General features: G+C 68.3%; 15 protein-coding genes. 5 read left to right on the top strand and 10 right to left on the bottom strand.

The genetic code is table 11. The features are described 5' to 3' along the window. Positions 1 to 432: 432 nt before the first annotated feature. Positions 433 to 3,033 (top strand): glycoside hydrolase family 3 protein, encoded by a 2,601-nt coding sequence (locus SK803_RS10665; protein WP_319965687.1) that lies wholly within the window; start codon positions 433 to 435, stop codon positions 3,031 to 3,033. A 13-nt stretch (positions 3,034 to 3,046) separates the two neighbouring features. On the opposite strand, the gene SK803_RS10670 is transcribed toward SK803_RS10665, so the two are convergent. The 6 genes from SK803_RS10670 to SK803_RS10695 form a co-directional block, all read right to left on the bottom strand. Then, positions 3,047 to 6,658, bottom strand: coding sequence for an nSTAND1 domain-containing NTPase (locus tag SK803_RS10670; RefSeq protein ID WP_319965688.1), 3,612 nt, complete (start codon positions 6,656 to 6,658; stop codon positions 3,047 to 3,049). Positions 6,659 to 6,807: 149 nt separating this feature from the next. Then, positions 6,808 to 7,416, bottom strand: coding sequence for a YigZ family protein (locus SK803_RS10675; protein ID WP_319965689.1), 609 nt, complete (start codon positions 7,414 to 7,416; stop codon positions 6,808 to 6,810). After that, the gene (locus tag SK803_RS10680) at positions 7,413 to 8,477 is read right to left on the bottom strand and encodes an ATP-dependent DNA ligase (protein WP_319965690.1); all 1,065 of its coding nucleotides are present in this window, start codon (positions 8,475 to 8,477) and stop codon (positions 7,413 to 7,415) included. The genes SK803_RS10675 and SK803_RS10680 overlap by 4 nt, the downstream gene beginning before the upstream one ends. Positions 8,478 to 8,492: 15 nt before the next feature. Further along, positions 8,493 to 9,602, bottom strand: coding sequence for an MAB_1171c family putative transporter (locus SK803_RS10685; RefSeq protein ID WP_319965691.1), 1,110 nt, complete (start codon positions 9,600 to 9,602; stop codon positions 8,493 to 8,495). After that, positions 9,603 to 10,115 (bottom strand): ImmA/IrrE family metallo-endopeptidase, encoded by a 513-nt coding sequence (locus tag SK803_RS10690; RefSeq protein WP_319965692.1) that lies wholly within the window; start codon positions 10,113 to 10,115, stop codon positions 9,603 to 9,605. Positions 10,116 to 10,118: 3 nt separating this feature from the next. Then, positions 10,119 to 10,556: a helix-turn-helix domain-containing protein gene (locus SK803_RS10695; protein ID WP_030475574.1), complete on the bottom strand. Its 438-nt coding sequence runs from the start codon at positions 10,554 to 10,556 to the stop codon at positions 10,119 to 10,121. Between the two features lie 155 nt (positions 10,557 to 10,711). On the opposite strand from SK803_RS10695, the gene SK803_RS10700 reads away from it, so the two are divergent. Beyond that, a complete protein-coding gene (locus SK803_RS10700) occupies positions 10,712 to 11,089 on the top strand; it encodes a hypothetical protein (protein ID WP_319965693.1) in 378 nt (125 codons plus the stop codon). Here SK803_RS10700 and SK803_RS10705 read toward each other — a convergent pair. Together SK803_RS10705 and SK803_RS10710 are read right to left on the bottom strand one after the other, a co-directional pair. Continuing rightward, positions 11,068 to 12,303, bottom strand: coding sequence for a ThuA domain-containing protein (locus tag SK803_RS10705; protein ID WP_319965694.1), 1,236 nt, complete (start codon positions 12,301 to 12,303; stop codon positions 11,068 to 11,070). The two genes, SK803_RS10700 and SK803_RS10705, sit on opposite strands and share 22 nt — an antisense overlap. 84 nt (positions 12,304 to 12,387) lie before the next feature. Further along, positions 12,388 to 13,239 (bottom strand): lytic polysaccharide monooxygenase auxiliary activity family 9 protein, encoded by an 852-nt coding sequence (locus SK803_RS10710; RefSeq protein WP_319965695.1) that lies wholly within the window; start codon positions 13,237 to 13,239, stop codon positions 12,388 to 12,390. Positions 13,240 to 13,307: 68 nt separating this feature from the next. On the opposite strand from SK803_RS10710, the gene ilvA reads away from it, so the two are divergent. Further along, entirely contained in the window at positions 13,308 to 14,543 is a 1,236-nt protein-coding gene (ilvA, locus tag SK803_RS10715) for a threonine ammonia-lyase IlvA (protein ID WP_319965696.1), read from the top strand. A 63-nt stretch (positions 14,544 to 14,606) separates the two neighbouring features. Here ilvA and SK803_RS10720 read toward each other — a convergent pair whose 3' ends face one another. Together SK803_RS10720 and SK803_RS10725 are read right to left on the bottom strand one after the other, a co-directional pair. Next, a complete protein-coding gene (locus tag SK803_RS10720) occupies positions 14,607 to 15,251 on the bottom strand; it encodes a DUF4360 domain-containing protein (RefSeq protein WP_319965697.1) in 645 nt (214 codons plus the stop codon). Between the two features lie 59 nt (positions 15,252 to 15,310). Continuing rightward, the gene (locus tag SK803_RS10725) at positions 15,311 to 15,934 is read right to left on the bottom strand and encodes a DUF4360 domain-containing protein (protein WP_319965698.1); all 624 of its coding nucleotides are present in this window, start codon (positions 15,932 to 15,934) and stop codon (positions 15,311 to 15,313) included. Positions 15,935 to 16,241: 307 nt separating this feature from the next. Here SK803_RS10725 and SK803_RS10730 point away from each other — a divergent pair, with 307 nt between their 5' ends. Further along, entirely contained in the window at positions 16,242 to 17,357 is a 1,116-nt protein-coding gene (locus tag SK803_RS10730; protein WP_319965699.1) for a DUF2341 domain-containing protein, read from the top strand. An 82-nt stretch (positions 17,358 to 17,439) separates the two neighbouring features. Beyond that, positions 17,440 to 17,688 carry a mycoredoxin gene (locus SK803_RS10735; RefSeq protein WP_319965700.1) on the top strand — a complete coding sequence of 83 codons (249 nt, stop codon included), beginning with the start codon at positions 17,440 to 17,442 and terminating at the stop codon, positions 17,686 to 17,688. The last annotated feature ends 3 nt before the right edge of the window (positions 17,689 to 17,691 follow it).

Below are 17,691 nucleotides of genomic sequence, written 5' to 3' on the forward strand. Positions count from 1 at the left end.
AGAGGCTCGAGGTCAAGCCCCAATCGCGATCGTCGCGCAGCGGCGATGACCTCCCACGCCTCGTCAATGCCCACGCAACCACGCTGGAACGCGACCGGCCCACACAAAACGACCCCTGCGCCGGAACGCGACCAGCCCGTGCAATCTGCCCCGCGCACCCCCGCCACCAACCCCGGCCACAGCGGCGCGACCACCCGACCGGCCGTCACCCGACCGCCCACCCCAGCCACCCAACCGGACCACCACCCCCACCGCCGAGCGAGCGACCGAGCGACCGCCGTGCGACGTCCGGGCGAGCGCTGTGCGACGCCTGCGCCGCACCCGAACGAGCACCCGGCCCGGTATGCCCAGTTCGTCCTGCGGAGTTCCGGAAATAAATTCGTGAGAGCGTTCCCATTGACGTGGACGTAACACGCCGTTGAGGATCGCGGCATGCATTGGAGAAGCACTCTCGCCGCAGTGCTGGGGCTGACGCTCGCCGCCAGCGCTACATCGGCAGCCGCCGCGCAGGAAGCGCGGCACTGGCCGAAGCAGACGGTCATCGGGCAGCCCAGGACGGAGCACGGGTGCGCCCGCATCGAGAAGTCCCTGCCCACGCTCAAGGACTGGCCGAAGGTCGAGAGCCAGCTCAAGGGTGACCGCAAGGACGAGGCGCGCATCAAGGCGATCCTCAAGGACATGACGCTGGCCGAGAAGGTCGGCCAGATGACGCAGCCCGAGATCGCCGCGATCACGGCGGACGACGTCAAGACCTACGGGTTCGGCTCCGTCCTCAACGGTGGTGGCAGCTGGCCCGGCGCCAACAAGAAGGCCACGCCGCAGGACTGGCTGGCGCTGGCGGACGCGTACTTCGAGGCGTCGAAGCAGTCGCGCACCAAGATTCCCGTCATCTGGGGCATCGACGCGGTGCACGGCAACAACAACGTCTACGGCGCGACGGTCTTCCCGCACAACATCGGTCTTGGTGCGGCGCACGACCCGTGCCTGATCCGGGACATCAACGAGGCCACGGCCGAGCAGATCCGGGCCACCGGGCAGGACTGGGCGTTCTCGCCCACGCTCGCCGTCGTCCAGGACGACCGGTGGGGGCGCACGTACGAGGGCTTCTCCGAGGACCCGCGGATCACCCGCGCGTACGGGTTCGAGGCCATCAAGGGCTTGCAGGACAACGCGAAGAAGCGCATCGGCGAGGACGGTGTGATCGCCACCGCCAAGCACTTCCTCGGTGACGGCGGCACGACCGGCGGCAAGGACCAGGGCATCAACCCCTCGTCCGAGAAAGACATGATCAACATCCACGGTCAGGGCTACTACGGGGCGCTGGCCGCGGGTGCGCAGACGGTGATGATCTCGTTCAACAGCTGGACGAACGACGTCATCAACGAGGGCAAGGTGCACGGCAGCAAGTACGTGCAGACCGGCATCCTCAAGGAGAAGATGGGCTTCGACGGCCTGCTCGTCTCCGACTGGAACGGCATCGGCCAGGTCACCGGCTGCACCAACGCCAGCTGCCCGCAGGCGGTCAACGCCGGCATGGACATCATCATGGTGCCGAACGACTGGAAGGCGTTCATCACCAACACGATCGCCCAGGTCCAGTCCGGTGAGATCCCGATGGCCCGCATCGACGACGCCGTCACCCGGATCCTGCGCGTCAAGCTGCGCGCCGGCACGTTCGACGCCCCCAAGCCGAGCCAGCGCGACCATGCCGGTGAGCAGAAGGCGTTGCTGCACAAGGAACTCGCTCGCGAGGCCGTGCGGGAGTCCGCCGTGCTGCTGAAGAACGACAAGCGCGTGCTGCCGTTGTCCAAGCGCAGCAAGGTGCTCGTGGTCGGCAAGAGCGCGGACAACATCGGCAACCAGACGGGTGGCTGGACGCTGTCCTGGCAGGGCACCGGCAACACCAACGCCGACTTCCCCAACGCCACCAGCATCCTCAAGGGCATCCAGGACACCCTGGGCGCCGCCAACGTCACGTTCGCCGAGACCGCTGAGGGCGTCGACCCGGCGCAGTTCGACGCCGTCATCGCCGTGATCGGTGAGACGCCGTACGCGGAGGGCGTGGGCGACCTCGGCAAGCGGTCGTTCGAGAGCGCTCGCCTGCAGCCGCAGGACCTCGCCGTGCTGGACAAGGTGTCCGGCAAGGGCAAGCCGGTCATCACCGTCTACGTCGGCGGCCGCGCGCTGTACATGAACAAGGAGATCAACCGCTCCGACGCGTTCGTGGCGGCCTGGCTGCCCGGCACCGAGGGCGGCGGCATCGCCGACCTGCTGATCAGGGGACGTCACAACGGGTTCAGCGGCAAGCTGTCCTACTCGTGGCCCGGCGAGGCCTGCCCGGCGCTGCCAGGTGAACCGGCCAAGACCCCGCTGTTCAAGCTCGGCTACGGCCTGCGCGACTGGCAGACCGGCAACCTCGGCAAGCTCGACGAGACCAGCCCCGGCGCCCTGTGCTCCGGTGGTGGCGGTGGCACGGCGACCGAGGACCTGGAGGTCTTCAACCGCACGGACATCGCGCCGTACCAGGCGATGATCGGCTCCCCGGAGAACTGGGGCGGCACCGTGGTCGGCCCGGACGGCCAGGCCTCGCACGCCGAGATCAACGTCGTGCAGTCCGACGTCAACGTCCAGCAGGACGCGCTCAAGACGACGTGGACCGGCACCGGCCCCGGCCAGGTGTACCTGCAGAGCCCGACCGGCAGCGACCTGCGCGGCTACGGCAACGCCAACGCGGCCATCCAGTTCGACGTGATCGTGCACGCGGCCCCTGCCAACCGCACGGTCGTCAGCGCGCACTGCGTGTACCCGTGCATGGCCGAGATCGATGCCACGCAAGCGTTCCGCAACCTCCCGATCGGACAGAAGGCGACCGTCAAGATCCCGGTCTCCTGCTTCTCCGACAAGGGACTGGACCTGGAGAACGTCAACACGCCGTTCCTGGTCTACACCGACGGCGCGTTCCAGGCGTCCTTCGCGAACGTGCGATGGGTGCCCAAGGCGGGCGCCGATCCGGACGTAGTTCCCTGCGCGTAACGCCAAACGTGCCCTACCGGCAGACCTGCCGGTAGGGCACGTCCGGGAAGTGCTCCTCCCACTGGGCGGACGTCAACGGCGCCGGGTTCCGCTCGCACAGCCGGGCGATCGACCGCCCGGCGCCCACCTCCCACAGCCTGATCGTGGTGTCATTGCTGCCGGAGGCGAGGTAGGTGCCGTCCGGGCTGAAAGCGAGCGACGGCACCGGGGCCTCGTGCCCCGAGTACGTCGTTTCCAGCCGTGGCCGCGCCGGGTCCGTCACGTCCCACAGCCGGACCTTGCCGTCACCGTGCGAGGTCGCGAGCCGGGTGCCGTGGAACGCCGCCGAGTAGGCGACGTCGGAGAACCCGGTGAGCTGGGCGACCTCACGTGACGTCGAGGTGTCGATCAGGCGCACGGCCGAGTCGCCGATCGCGGTGGCGAGCAGCCTGCCGTCCCCGCTGAACCCGTCCGCCATCGCGGCGTCGCCGCCGCCGGGGAACGGGATCTCCTTCAACGCGCGGCGATCGGTCGCGTCGAACAGCCGCGCCTCCCCGCGCCCGCCCGCGATGAGCCTGGTGCCGTCCGGGCTGAAGCCCACCGCCCACACGGACGCGTACCAGTCCGAACGGCGGAAGAGCTCCTGCGGTGCGGCGAGGTCCGCGACACCCCACACCGTGAGCGTGTGCTCCGAACCGACCGCCAGGGTCCTGCCGTCCGGCGTGAACGCGAGCGAGACGTTCGCGGTCTGGTGGTCGCGCGGCTGCAGTCTCACCGCCAGCACGGGAGCGGCGGGGTTCGTGACGTCGTACAGCCGGGTGTAGCCGTCGTCGCTCGCGACCGCGAGCCGCGTGCCGTCCGGGCTGAACGCGACGAAGCGGATGAACGCGGTGGCGTCGCTGATCCGCGCGATCGGTTCCCGCGTGCGCCGCGCCGTCATCCGCCACAGGAACACCGTGCCGTCCCAGCTGCCGCTCGCGAGCACCTGGCCGCCGGGGTGGAACGCCACCGACGAGACGATGTTCTCGTGGCCGATCAACGGCAGCTCCCGCATGTCCTGCAGGCGCAGGGTCTTGGGGGCGTCGTCGATCACCAGCGTGGTGCCGTCCTGGGTGAACTGGCCGGTGAAGACGCCGCCGGGGATCGTGCCGAGCAGGCGCGGGCTACCGCTCAGCGCGACCTCGGTGACGCTCCACAGCCTTGTGCGTTCGTCACCGGTGGTCACGAAGGTCTTGCCGTCGGGAGAGAACGACACTCCCCACACGATCGCCGTGCTGCCGGTGAGCACGGCACGGGACCGCGGCGCGGCCAGGTCGCTCACGTCCCACAGCCGTGCGACGTGGTCCCAGCCTCCGGTGCCTAGGGTCCTGCCGTCCGGGCTGAACGCCAGCGACTCGACCGGTTGCGTGTGGCCGGCCAGCTCGCCCTGCCGCGACGGGGTGCCGTCCAGCGACCACAGCGTCACGGTCGAGCCGATGACGATCGCGACGGCCCTGCCGTCCGGGCGGAACACGGCCCGCTTCACCTCGCCGCCGTTCCCCGCCAGCGTCTGCGACAGCGTGGGCCTGGCCGGGTCCGCGACGTCCCACAGCCGCGCGGCGCCGTCGTCGTGGGCGGTGAGCAGGAGCGTGCCGTCGTCGTTGAACACCGCCGACCTCAGCACGGTGGTGGAAACGAGTTGCCCGGCGAGCCGCGGATCGCGCGGGTCGGTGGTGTCGAAGAGCTTGACGGCGTTGCGCCCGGTGACGGCGAGCAGGTGGCTTTGCCGGCCGAGTGCGATGCCGCCCGGCTCGTAGTCGAACTCGACGGTGCTCAGGTGCGCCGGCCGGTGATTGTCCGTGATGTCCCACAGCTTCGCGGTCCGGTCCACGCTGACGGTGGCGAGCGTGGTGCCGTGGATCGCGACGGCCGGGATGTCGGACGAGTGCGCGGCGAGCCGGGTGAAGTAGGGGCCCGCGGGCGTGCTCGCCAGGTTGTCGCTGGTCTCGGTGTTGTCGGCGAGCTGGTGGGCGGACAGGCTGAGCTGGGCCGCGAGCTGGGAGTCGAGTGGTTGCACCGCCTTCGCGTCGGTCACCGCCTTGCGCGCGATGGCGATGTTGCGCTGGGTCGTCGCGTCGTCGGAAGCCCGGATCGCGTACCCGACGGCTGTCACGGCGAGGACGAGCAGCACGGTCAGCAACGCGACGAGCTGCCGCAACCGGCGGGTGCCGCGCCGGGCGGTCTCCTGTTCGGCTTCCTCCGCCTCGATGCTGGCGTCGAGGAACCGGCGTTCGCGCGCGGACATCTCGTCGGCGTCGCCCGTCGCCCACTCACGGGCCAGTGCGAGCCGCACGCCCCGATAGAGGGCGCCCGAGTCGTGGTTCAGCGACTCCCAGGTCGCGGTCGCCTCGGTGATCTGGTGGTGCACGCGCAGACCGTCGCGGTTCGCCGTGAGCCAGCCGGACAACCGCGGCCACGACCGGATCACCGCCTCGTGCGCGAGGTCGACACTGGTGTCGTCGAGCGTGATGAGCCGTGCGCGCGCGAGATGGTCCAGCACGAACAGCGTGTCGTCGTCGTTGTCGAGGCTCTCGCGGTTCACGCGACGCTTGGTGTCCTCAGTGCCCTCGCCCAGCGCCGTCAGTCGCAGGAAGATCTTGCGCGCGATGGCCTGCTGCTCGGAGTCCAACGCCAGATACGCGGCCTCGGCGCTCTGCGCCAGCGCGTGCCGGACGCCGCCCGTCTCCTCGTAGCCCGCCACGGTCAGACGCGTGCCACGACGACGACGCCACGTCTCCAGCAATGCGTGCGAGACCAGTGGCAACGGCGCGTGTTCGGCTTCCAGTACCGACACCAGCGCGCCCTCGACGGTGTAGCCGGCCCGCAGCGCCGGTTCGGTGATCGCCCGCCGCAGCTCCTGCGGGCTCATCGCGCCGACCAGGATCTGCGCGTCGTGCAACGCGTCGACCAGCGCCGGATAGCGGCCGCAGTGGCCGTAGAAGTCCGAGCGGACGCCGATGACGACCTTCCTGCCGGTAGCAGCGGTGTGCGCGGTGGTGATCGCGTCGATGAACGCGACTCGCTCGTCCTCGTCGCGGCAGAGGGTGAAGACCTCCTCGAACTGGTCGATCACCACGAGCTCGGCGGTCGTGCCGCCCCACAGCGCCATCGGGTGCGGACCGGGGGAGAAGACATCGGCGGGCCGCGACGCGACCAGACCAGCGCGCAGCAGCGACGACTTACCGGAACCTGAAGCACCGAAAACGCCCACGAAAGGACGATCGCCGCACTTTTCGAGTAGTTGCGCGACGAGCTTTTCCCGGCCGAAGAACCGGCGTGAGTCCTCTGCCTGGAAGGCGCCGAGGCCGAGGTAGGGCGGTTCCCGTTCCGGATCGGCGGGCTTCGCGCCCTCGGCCACCGCGTGCCATCTTCGCCGCCATTGTTCGACGTCACCGCCGCAGGCGTGCACGTAGGCCGTGGTCACGGCCAGGCTGGGCAGTTTCCGCCCGCTCGCGGCCTCGGAGAGCACCGTCACCGAATAGTGCGCGACCTTGCTGAGTTCGCGGTAGGTCGGCTTACCTGCTTTCTCACGCAACAATCTCAAGTCCGCGGCGAACCTGAGCAGCTCGTCGTCGTCGGAATCCAGCGGGCGCTCCGGTCTCGGCACTCGCCGGATTGTTCTCCTGTTGTTTGTCCGGCGTCCAGTCGGCGGAACCGAACAACGCGTTCGCCCTAGAAAGGACGCATGAACGGTGACATTCGCGACCTGCTCGTCGAGACCCGCAAACCCGACAACCCGCCCCCGGACCCGAAGACCTAGTAATCCGTCACGTCGAGGTCCACTGGCTCGCCCCTGATCGCGGTGACGGAACCGCCGGTCTGAGCGGCGAGCCAGACTTCGAACGCCTCCGGGTCCTTCGTGAACACGGTGAAGGTGACGTCACGCCCGTACTCGGTGTCCGCGACGTGGTACCCGGCCGCGCGCAACGCGTTCTCCAGCTTCCCCGCCTGATCGTGGTCCACGGCCAGAAGAACGGTCTCGTGCCGCTCACGAGTCAGCGTGCCGATGGAGTCGATGGCCTCCGACACGGCCCGTCCGTACGCCCGGACCAGGCCGCCGGCGCCCAGTTTGATGCCGCCGTAGTAGCGGGTGACGACGACAGCGGTGTCCACGAGGTCCCGCCGCGTCAGCACTTCCAGCATCGGCACACCGGCGGTACCGGCGGGTTCGCCGTCGTCGGACGACCGCTGGGTGTCGGCGGTGCGGAACGCCGTGCAGTTGTGGGACGCCTGCCAGTGCTCTTTGCGGATCCGGGCGAAGAACTCCGCCGCGTCCTGCTCGGAGGCGACGCGGGCGACGTGGCACAGGAACCGCGACCGCTGGATCTCGATCTCGTGCGTGCCGTCCCGCTTGATCACTTTCACCGCTCGATTGTGCGCCTTCTTTCGGCCTCACCGAACAGGGCGTCCAATTCGGCCGGCGGCACCTCTTCCAGCTGCTCGTACGTGCACTCCAGAGCCGTCTTGTCCTCGCGGAACCGCACGAGCCGTGCGGTGTGCCGGAACCGTCCGCCCTGCACGTGCTCGTACCGCACCTCGGCCACGCGCGACGGATCGAGCAACACGATCTGAAGCTGCTTCTCGGGGTTCCACCGGCTGTTCATGCCTGGACCCTCGTACGTCGCCCACGCGCTCCACGGATGCTCGGCGGGGTTCAGCAGCGGCTTGAGCTCCTCGACCAGCTCGCGCCGGCGGACCGCGGTGAAGCTGCTCGCCACGCCCACGTTGTGCAGTTCGCCGTCCTGGTAGAGCCCGAGCACCAGCGACCCGACGCTCTCGCCGTCCTTGTGCAGGCGATATCCCGCGACCACGCAGTCGGCCGTCCGCTCGTGCTTGACCTTGAACATCACCCGCTTGTCCGGCTCGTAGACGCCGTCCACGGCCTTGACCATGACGCCGTCGAAGCCCGCGCCCTCGAACCGGGTGAACCAGTCCTGCGCGACGTCCGGGTCCGTCGTGGACGGGGTCAGGTAGATGCCGGGGATCTCGGTGACGACCTCCTCCAGCATCCTGCGGCGCTCACCCAGCGGCAGCCCGGTGACGTCGGAGTCGCCACACGCCAGCAGGTCGAACGCCACGAAGCTCGCCGGGGTCTCCACGGACAGTTTGCGCACGCGCGAAGCCGCCGGGTGCAGGCGCAGCTGGAGCGTGTCGAAACTCAGCCCGTCCGGCGTGACCAGCACGATCTCGCCGTCGACCACGCACCGCGGCGGCAGCGCCTCCTTCAGCAGCTCCACGACCTCGGGGAAGTACCGGGTGAGCGGCTTGTCGTTGCGCGAACCCAGCTCGATCTCGTCGCCGTCGCGGAACACGATGCAGCGGAAACCGTCCCACTTCGGCTCGTACGCGAGACCGTCCGCGCGCGGCAGGCCGGGCACGGACTTCGCGAGCATCGGCTTCACCGGCGGCATCACGGGCAGGTCCACACCCGGACCCTAAGCTCAGCGCAACGACACCGCGAGCTTTTCGAGTTCGCGCACGTCAGCGTCCATCCCGTCGTCCTCGGGGATGGCCAGCGCGATCGGCCTGCGCAACGTCACCGAGCCCGTCCGCCGCGTCTCCAGCCCGGCGCGCAGCCGTTCGGCGAGCGGCAGCTCGTCCGGTGTCTCGGCGACGTACGGGCTGATCCGCACCAGCCCGTCCCGGCACTCGATCACCCGCCGGTAGTAGCGCCGGTGCACGCCCCGCAGCGAGAACGCGTCGCGCCTCGACGGCACCCGGTGCAGCGCGTCCTCGGGGAACGACTGGTTCAGCAACGTCCACAGCGGAGCGAGCCGGTGGTACGTGCGCAGGTGCCGCAGCCACAGCCTCGTCGCCGCGAACCGCATGGCCGCGATCGGGTAGACGACACCGATCACGATCAGCAGCACACCGGGCAGCAGGAACCACACGGCCGTGGTCAGCAGCCAGCGGGGGAGCGGCTCGCCGAAGTAGCGGGAGATGTTCGACGACACGAAGATCGCGTCGGCGGGTACCAGCAGCCCGAGGCCGGTCGAGGTGATCAGCAGGCCACGGCGCAGCCGAGGGTCGGCGCCGCGGGCGTAGCGGCGGGCCCAGACGAACATCGCGGCGAATCCGTAGAGCAGGTAGCCGTTGCCCAGCGCGTAGAAGACCGTGATCGCGAGGACGCCGGTCGGGCCGCCGCCCAGCGAGTTCGGCACCCGCGCCGCCGCGACCCGCAGGTCGTCCGGGATCGCCAGCACCGCCCACGTCATCACCGAGACGCACAGCACGAGCGGCGCGAGCTGGAACAGCGCGTGCTTCTTGGCTTTGGCGTCGTCGAGCGCGGAGAAGATGAAGAAGCAGATCAGGCCGTACACGCCGACCTGCAGCATCGAGTGCTGGATCAGCTGGCAGACCATCGGGTCGAGGCCGAGGAACCACCGCCCGTCGGCGGCCGCCCTGCCGAACGGGTACCCGAGCGCCCAGCCCGCCACCAGACCGGTGACGCTGCGCAGCCGGGGGTCGTGAGGCCGGCGCACCAGCAGGTAGAGCATCACGGCCAGGGCGGAGAACGCGACGATGCCCTGGGTTTCCTTGAGGTACTCCATCTACAGCCACCCGATCCGGTCGGCGAGCGAGGAGGCCATCCGGCGGGCGGGGCCCTCGGCGTTGCGCGGCGCCACCTTGTCCAGCACCGACGCCCACTCGAGGATGATCGTCGCCACCGTCTCGGCCTCACGCTCGTGCGCGGAGTCGTAGGAGGTGCGCCTCAACGCCCGGCGCACGGCGTCCGGTTCCAGATCGGGGTAGAGGCCCGAGAGCAGGTCGTCGTCCTGTTCGTCACTGGTGTGACCGGCCAGCACGTGCCCGAGCTCGTGCAGGATGATGTGGTTCTGGTGCGCTTTCGACGTCTCCTGCTGGTACAGGATGTAGTCGGCCTTGGCGGTGGCGATCCACACGCCGTACGGGCCGGGCACCGGGATCGGGTGGGCGACCAGCCGGATCGGCTTGCCGCGCTGCTCACCGACCCTGCGGCAGAGCTCCTCGACGTCCAACGGCGGTTGGATGTCCAACTGGTTCAGCAGGCGGCGGCACCGCTTGCGCAACTCTCTTTCGGCCACGAGTCATCCTTCGCCGCGCTCGGCCTGTTCCTGTCGGTAGACGACGTCCAGCAACTCCATGACGAGGCGGCGGCGGTCGGGGGACAACTCGCCCGCGCGCATGGCCATGAGTTGCGCGTCGCTGCCCGAAGCGATCTCGTTGAGTCTGCTCTGTTCGTCCTGCAACGACTTCAGCTGCTCGTCGACGCGGTCGGTGACCTCGTCGTCGAAGAAGTAGCTCACGGGCACACCGAAGAAGCCTGCCAGTGCCTGCAAGTGCTTGAAAGTCGGGTTGTCCTTCTTGGCCTTGCGCAGCTGCCAGATGTAGCTCTGGGAGATGGTGACGCCGGTGTCCGCGATGGCCGCCGCGACCTGCTCGTTGCTGTACTCCTGGCCGGAACGGGCGGTGTGCCGGGCGAAGAGGTGGTTCAGCTTGTCAGCCAGGGACCGTTCCCCCGCCATTGCCGGCTCCCCCCGTCGCGCGCAGTGAACGTCTCCACCCATGGAAAGGGCTATCTGGGTGACGGGATTTTCGCCAGTTGAAAGCCCGCCAATCGCCAACATAGACTCCCACGCATGCCTGTCTCAACTGCGGAGGGCGGGAGGAGTCGGCCGTCATGGCGCTTGCTGAACGACAGGGAACCTTTCACCGGACCGTGATCGACGTCGTCTACAAGACCATGGACCAGCTCGCGCAGACGGATTCGCCCAACGAGGTCTTCGAACTGCGTGAGCAGCTGCGTGCCGCACTGCCGTGGTGGCGGGGACTGCTGCGGATGCACGAGCCGAACGAGCGGCACCGGTGCAAGTCGTGCCGCGCCTGGTACGGGCGGCACCGTGCGTGGCCATGCCCCGTGTGGCGAGATGCGGTGTCGGCGCTGCACCAGCTCAACGACATGTACGGCTTCCTGGCCTCGTCCCACCCGGTCTCCGGGGATCGGAGACCGGGCGAACGAGTCACCGTGACCGGGCCTCAGCTCAGCCGGAACGCCTGAGCGGCCGACCCGTCGCAGGTCGCCTGGATCAGCTGCACGCCGTCGGCCGCACTGGCCGGCGCGCTCAGGCACTTGCCCGAGTGCCGGGCGGTCAGCGTCGAGTAGCCGTCCGCACCGGTGGTGACGCGCCACTGCTGGTTGGTGCCGCCGCCGTAGGTCCAGAGGTGGATGCCCGCGCCGTCCGCGGTGGACACGTTGCTCACGTCCAGCGCCTTCGACGGGTCGTTGCGGTATTCGAGACGGGAGTAGCCGTCGCTCGTCGCCACCGCGCGGAAGTTCTGCGCCGTGGTCGAGTTGCACGCGTACTGCTGGATCACGGTGCCGTTGTCGAGGCCCGCGGCGCGCGCGTCGACGCACTTGCCGTTGCCCTTGTTGACGACCGTCTTCCAGTCGGGCTGCGGCTGGGGAGTGCCGCCGCCGCCCAGCCAGAGCAGGCTGTCGATGAGGAAGTTGTTCTGTGTGGGCGAGGCGAACGTGGACGACGTCGGCCGGTTGTTCGGGTAGTCCATCGCGTTGTGGCCGAAGTTCGCGTACACCATCTTGAAGTTCTTGTTCGACCACATGATCGGGTAGTAGCCGCTGCGCCACTGCTGGTTCGGGTCGGTGCCGAGCGGGAAGCTCGACGGGTCCACGCTCGCCAGGATCTGGATGTCCGGGTTCGTGCGCAGGTCACGCGACCAGCTGTACCACTCGCTGACCGCCGAGGTGAACTTCTCCGGCAGGCGCACGGTCGACGGGTGCGTGCGGGTCTCGACCTTCAGCACCGCGGTGGTCGGGCCCCAGGTGTTGCTGACGAAGTTCCCCTTGCCCAGGAACGTGTTGTGGTACCAGGACCACTCGTTCGCGTTCTGCGTGAAGGCGCTGACGTGGAAGCCGAAGAAGCCGCCGCCTGCCTCCATGTAGCGCTGGAACCCGGCGCGCGCGGAGGCCCCGGTGGGCGCGTCGTCGAGGAAGACCACGACCTGCGCCTGGGCGGGGGTGAGGGTGCTGAGGCGGTTCCAGTCCTTGGTGGCCTCGTAGGTGAAGCCGTTCTCCTGACCCGCGCGGGTCAGCCACGGGTTCGCCTCGTTGACGAACGCGATGTGGGCGGCGTCCCAGGTGCCGTTGTAGAACGCCAGCACCTTGAACGGCGCGGCCTGGGCCGGTGCCGAGACGGTGACCGGGAACAGTGTCGCGGCGAGAATCGCCAGCAACGCCAGCAGTTTTCGAGCCATGCGGGCACACACCTTCATCTCGCAGGGGTTGCGCGCCCGAAGATCATCGTAGAGATGGTCCAGACCTATTGGGGACCGGGACGTTCACAGAATTCTTTTGCGCCACAACATGATTCCGCCCAGCACGGCCAGGCCGCCCAGTGCCGCCACCACGGCCGATATGCCGAACCTCGTTGTGCTGGAAGGAGGTTGTTCGGCACTCGACGCAACGGGAACAGGTCGCGGCGTGCTCGACGGCGTGGCGGAAGGCTTCGCCGAACTGGACGGAACGGAGGGCGCGGCCGGTGCTGCCTGCGCCTGCGGGGCCGGTTTTTGTTGCGGTACAAGCGTTGCGGGCGCCGGTGCGGGAGCGGCGATCTCGACGTCCGTGCACGAGTAGTACGTGTCAGGCGTGTCGGTGTTCTGCCACACGGTGTAGATGAGGTGCCGCCCGGTCCGGTTCGCCGGCAGCTGGACCTTGAACTCGTAGGAACCGTTCACCAGCGGGGGAGAGGGCACGTTCAGGAACTGGTCCAGGTCCGCCCACCGCAGCGGGCGGGCCGGCGAGTAGCCGTCGCGGGTCACGTAGAAGCGGAACGAGCCCTGGTGCGGGATCGTCGCCCGGTAGGTGAAGGCGGTGCTCTTGAGCTTCGTCGCCGGCCACTGCGCGGACGGCAGGTCGAGCCCGGCGTACTTCGCGAGGCCCGCGCTGCACAGCTTTCCGTCGGGGACCTTCGCCTCGTCCTGGCCCCGCACGTTCGGCAGCCGGATGTTGTCCCAGTCCTTGGACGGCAACCCCGCCTGAATCGCGCTGCGGCACGGCGAGGATGATGCTGTCGACTGACCTGGTGAGCACAGAAAAGCCCTGCTCGCCGGGTCGGTGGGCGCGCCATGGGCGTGCGCGGGAACCGCGGAGAGCATCATGAGCAGCGTCAGAACGCCCACAAGGCGAAACACGAGCACCTCCCCTGTCTTTCTAGGGGTACGCGTGCCAGACCCGAGTCGTTCACGGAAGATGTAATGTCATGTCCTTCGCTGATGAGGTGTCCGCGGCCGCAGCCCGGCTCGGTGGAGTCGCACGCACCACGCCGCTGGAGGTGAACCAGCGGCTGTCGGAGCGCACCGGGGCGCGCGTGTGGTTCAAGCGCGAGGACCTCCAGGTCGGCCGCTCCTACAAGCTGCGCGGCGCCTTCAACCTGCTGTGCCAGACCGAGTTCGCCTTCGGTGGCGCGGTCTGCGCGTCGGCCGGCAACCACGGCCAGGGCATGGCGTACGCGTGCCGCCGCCTCGGCATCGAGGGCCGCGTGCACGTCCCCCGCACCACGCCGCGGCAGAAACGCGACCGCATCTCCGCCCTCGGCCAGGGCATGGTGCAGCTGATCGTCGACGGCGACACCTACGACGACGCGGCCGCCCTCGCCAAGGAGTACGCGCAGACCACCGGCGCGACCCTGGTCCCGGCCTTCGACGACCGCCGCACGGTCGCCGGTCAGGGCACCGTCGGCCTGGAGATCGTCCAGCAGCTCGGCGGCGCGCCGGACGTGGTCGTGGTGCCGGTCGGCGGCGGCGGGCTGCTCTCCGGCGTCGGCACGTGGTTCAGGGAGCGCTTCCCCCGCACCCGCATCATCGGCGTCGAACCGGCGGGCGCGGCGAGCATGATCGCCGCCATGCAGGCGGGCGGCCCCGTCACGCTGCCAGAGGTCGACTCGTTCGTCGACGGCGCCGCGGTCCGCCGCGCCGGCGAGGTGACGTTCCCGATGGTCCGCGACAGCGGCGCCGAGCTGCTCAGCGTGTCCGAGGGCGCGGTCTGCACGGAGATGCTGGAGCTGTACCAGATCGACGGCATCATCGCGGAACCCGCGGGCGCACTGGCCTCGGCCGCGCTGCTGGAGGAGATCTCCGTGGCGCCGGACTCGACGGTCGTGTGCCTGCTCTCCGGCGGCAACAACGACGTCTCGCGCTACGCCGAGATCGTCGAGCGGTCGATGATCCACCGCGGCCTCAAGCACTACTTCCTGGTGGAGTTCCCGCAGGAGCCGGGCGCGCTGCGGCGGTTCCTCGACGAGGTGCTCGGCAAGGACGACGACATCGTGCTGTTCGAGTACATCAAGCGCGACAACCGGGAGACCGGCGCCGCGCTGGTGTGCATCGAGCTCGGCCGCCGCGAGGACTACGACCTGCTGTGGGGCCGGATGAAGGAGTCCCCGCTGAAGATCCAGCACGTGGCTCCTGGCTCGACCGCGTACCGCTTCCTGATCTGATCCGGACCGTGGACGGGGAGATGCCGGGCACCCCTGTTCGGAGTGCCCGGCACCGGGTGGGTGTTACGGCTTCGGTGGACAGGTCTTCCACGCGAAGTGGTAGGTCGTCTCGATGGATCCGTCGGTCGAGTCCATCGTGATGAAGCTGGTGACCTTCTTCGGGTCGGACGTGCCCGCGGAGACCCGGAGCTCCGTGTTGATGTTGAAGTTCCGCTTCTCACCACACGGGTGGTAGACGATCGCGGCCACGTCGGTCGTGTCGGTCGCCTGCCAGTCGTCGCTGAGCGGGCCCCTGTAGTTGTGCTGCTTGTACTGCGTCTCCGACATGCCCTGGAAGTAGTAGTTGGCCTTCTCCAGGGCCGTGGCGCCGCGCTCGAGGTGTGCGAAACCGCGGTAGTCGGTGGACGCGATGCCGTAGGTGAAGCCGGACGGCACGTTGACACGCAGGTTCAGCTGGCAGTTCTTGCGGAAGTCGGTCGGCTTCGCCTCCGGCCCGACCTGCGCCATGAACTCGCTGTAGGTCACGGTGAACGCCTTGTTGTCCGGGCTCACGGCGACCGCTGCCGTTCCCGGCTTGCAGCCCGACCCGTTGATGGTCACGACGTCGATGGTGATGATCTCCGGCGGCGGCGTGGTGCCGGGGGCGCCACCGGGCGGGATGATGATGGTCGACATCGCGAGCGCGGCCGCGGCCACTGCGTTGAGCATTGGGGCACCTTTCCGTCTGGGTTTCAGCTGAAGGACGGCGGCGGCAATCGGTGCCTTGATCAGCAACGCTTCCAGGAGAACTGGTACTTCGTGCTCACGCTGCTGTCGGTGGAATCCATCGTCATGAAGCTGTTGGCCTTGGTCGCGGTGCCCGCGTTGACGCGCAGCTCGGTGTTGATGTTCAGGTGCCGTACTTCACCGCACGGCGCGTAGACGATTTCCGACACCGTGGCGCGGTCGGTGGCCTGCCAGTTGTCGCTCTTCGGGCCGGAGAAGTTGTGGGTGCGGCTCACGCCCTGGGACATGCCCTGGAAGTAGTAGCTTCCCTTTTCCGTGCCGGTCGCCCCCTGCTGCAGGTTGGCGAATCCGCGGTAGTCCGCCTGGGCGATGCCGAACGTGAAGCCCTGCGGATAGCTCACTCTGATGTTGAGCTGGCAGTTCTTGCGGAAGTCTGTGGGACCGGAGCCCTGTCCTGCCTGGGCGAGGTACTGGCTGTAGGTCACCGTGAACGCCGTGCGGTCGTCCGCGGCCGCGACGGCCGCGGTGCCGGCGGGGCAGCCGGATCCGTTCACGGTGACGACGTCGATCGTCACGAAATCAGGAACATCGGGAGCTGCGTTTGCGGCAGGCGCGGCAAGAACCGCGGAGAGCGCGAGGGCAGCAGCCGCCACCGTTTTCAGCATGGCCAGCCTTTCTTTCCAGAAGTGTGGTACCGGCGACGGAAATCAAACGATATCGGAAACCCTGTGTTGCGAAGGGCCGCCGAATGGGTGACTGAATTGCTCGGCAATACTTGTGGAAAAGCAGAACTAATTGCACGCCCGAAATTTCGGGGCGTGCGCGAACTCATGCTCACCCACCGTGTGGCAAATTAACCTGACGATTGCCTGACGATCGCCTCTCGTTGCTCCGTCCGAGTGATGCAGGCTGACAGGAAACAAGGTTTACAGTAAGACCTTGAGTGTCCGCCGCCCCGGACAAAGGGATCACATGCACAGGACTGGGCGCACACTCACCATCTCGGCCGCCTTGCTCGCGAGCCTCCTGCTACCCGCGGTGGCATCGGAAGCGCAGGCGGGCTGGGCGCATCAACGCAAGATCACCATCGACACCACGGCCGCCGGGGCGAACGTGCCGGGCGACGTCAGGGGCTTCCCCGTGCCGGTGAAGCTCGACGCGTCGAACTTCGACTTCGGCCAGGCGAAACCGGGCGGCGCGGACGTCAGGTTCGACGACCCGGCTGGCAGGCCGCTGCCGTACGAGATCGAGAAGTGGGACGCGGCCGCCAAGCAGGCCGCGATCTGGGTCCGCACCGACGTCAAGGGCAACGCCACCCAGACCATCACGCTGAAGTGGGGCAACCCGGAGGCGTCGCCGGAGAGCGACGGCACCAAGGTCTTCCCGAAGGCCGACGGCTGGGTCACCACCCACCACCTCGCCGAGAAGGGCGCGGCGAACGGCTATCGCGACTCCACGGGCAACCTCAACGGCAAGGGCGTCAACATCACCGGCGACGCGACCGGCACCGGCGTGGTCGGCAACGCGCTGTCGTTGACCAGGGCCAGGAGCGAGTACGTGCTGCTGCCCGGCAGCGAGACGAGCGGCCTGTTCAACCCGCTGCCCTCCAAGGGCACCTTCTCGATCTGGTCGAACGCGAAGACGCACCCGGCCGCGTACATCGCGATGTTCGCCAAGGGTGAGACGGGCTTCCGCATCCACTACTTCGGCGAGGGCGACCAGACCGAACCGTGCATCGACGTCGCGAACTACGACTGGTGCCCGCTGCCCTCCGGCGCCTACACGAAGGTCAAGAACAACACCTGGTACCACTTCGTCTTCGTCATCGACAAGCCGAACGCCTACTACTACATCAACGGCAAGCTCGAAGTCGGCAAGACCGACACCAACGCCTGGAAGACCACCGGCGCCGAGCCGGTGACCATCGGCAACAACGAGAAGACGCCGGGAAGCAACAGCCGCAAGCGCTCGTTCGACGGCCTGCTCGACGAGGCCCGGATCCTGTCCGTGCCGAAGGACAAGAGCTGGGCGAAGCTCGACTTCGAGTCCCAGAAGCCGGGCTCGAAGCTGCTCAGGCACCAGAAGTGACCTGAACCGCCCTGGGAAGAAGCGCTCCTCATCGGATGTTGATACTGATGACTTCGTCCAACCCCGATGAGGAGTGCGCCTGATGGCTCCCGACCAGCTGACCGTCTACTCGACCTCGTGGTGCGGCTACTGCCGGATCCTGAAGAGCTCGCTCGACCGGGAGGGCATCGAGTACGCCGAGATCAACATCGAGGAGACGCCGGGTGCGGCCGACTTCGTGATGAGCGTGAACGGCGGCAACCGCACGGTGCCGACCGTCCACTTCCCGAACGGCAGGGCGCTCACCAACCCGTCGCTCGCGCAGGTGAAGGAACAGCTCGCCGTCAACTGAACC

The organism is Lentzea miocenica, from assembly GCF_033949945.1.
GTDB classification, from domain to species: Bacteria; Actinomycetota; Actinomycetes; order Mycobacteriales; family Pseudonocardiaceae; genus Lentzea; species Lentzea miocenica.

Bases quoted from the DNA above. Each gene is read 5' to 3' on its own strand.
- SK803_RS10685 (WP_319965691.1), bottom strand. From the start codon at position 9,602: ATGGAGTACCTCAAGGAAACCCAGGGCATCGTCGCGTTCTCCGCCCTG.
- SK803_RS10720 (WP_319965697.1), bottom strand. From the start codon at position 15,251: ATGCTCAACGCAGTGGCCGCGGCCGCGCTCGCGATGTCGACCATCATC.
- SK803_RS10695 (WP_030475574.1), bottom strand. From the start codon at position 10,556: ATGGCGGGGGAACGGTCCCTGGCTGACAAGCTGAACCACCTCTTCGCC.
- SK803_RS10665 (WP_319965687.1), top strand. From the start codon at position 433: ATGCATTGGAGAAGCACTCTCGCCGCAGTGCTGGGGCTGACGCTCGCC.
- SK803_RS10725 (WP_319965698.1), bottom strand. From the start codon at position 15,934: ATGCTGAAAACGGTGGCGGCTGCTGCCCTCGCGCTCTCCGCGGTTCTT.
- SK803_RS10700 (WP_319965693.1), top strand. From the start codon at position 10,712: ATGGCGCTTGCTGAACGACAGGGAACCTTTCACCGGACCGTGATCGAC.
- ilvA (WP_319965696.1), top strand. From the start codon at position 13,308: ATGTCCTTCGCTGATGAGGTGTCCGCGGCCGCAGCCCGGCTCGGTGGA.
- SK803_RS10735 (WP_319965700.1), top strand. From the start codon at position 17,440: ATGGCTCCCGACCAGCTGACCGTCTACTCGACCTCGTGGTGCGGCTAC.
- SK803_RS10730 (WP_319965699.1), top strand. From the start codon at position 16,242: ATGCACAGGACTGGGCGCACACTCACCATCTCGGCCGCCTTGCTCGCG.
- SK803_RS10705 (WP_319965694.1), bottom strand. From the start codon at position 12,303: ATGGCTCGAAAACTGCTGGCGTTGCTGGCGATTCTCGCCGCGACACTG.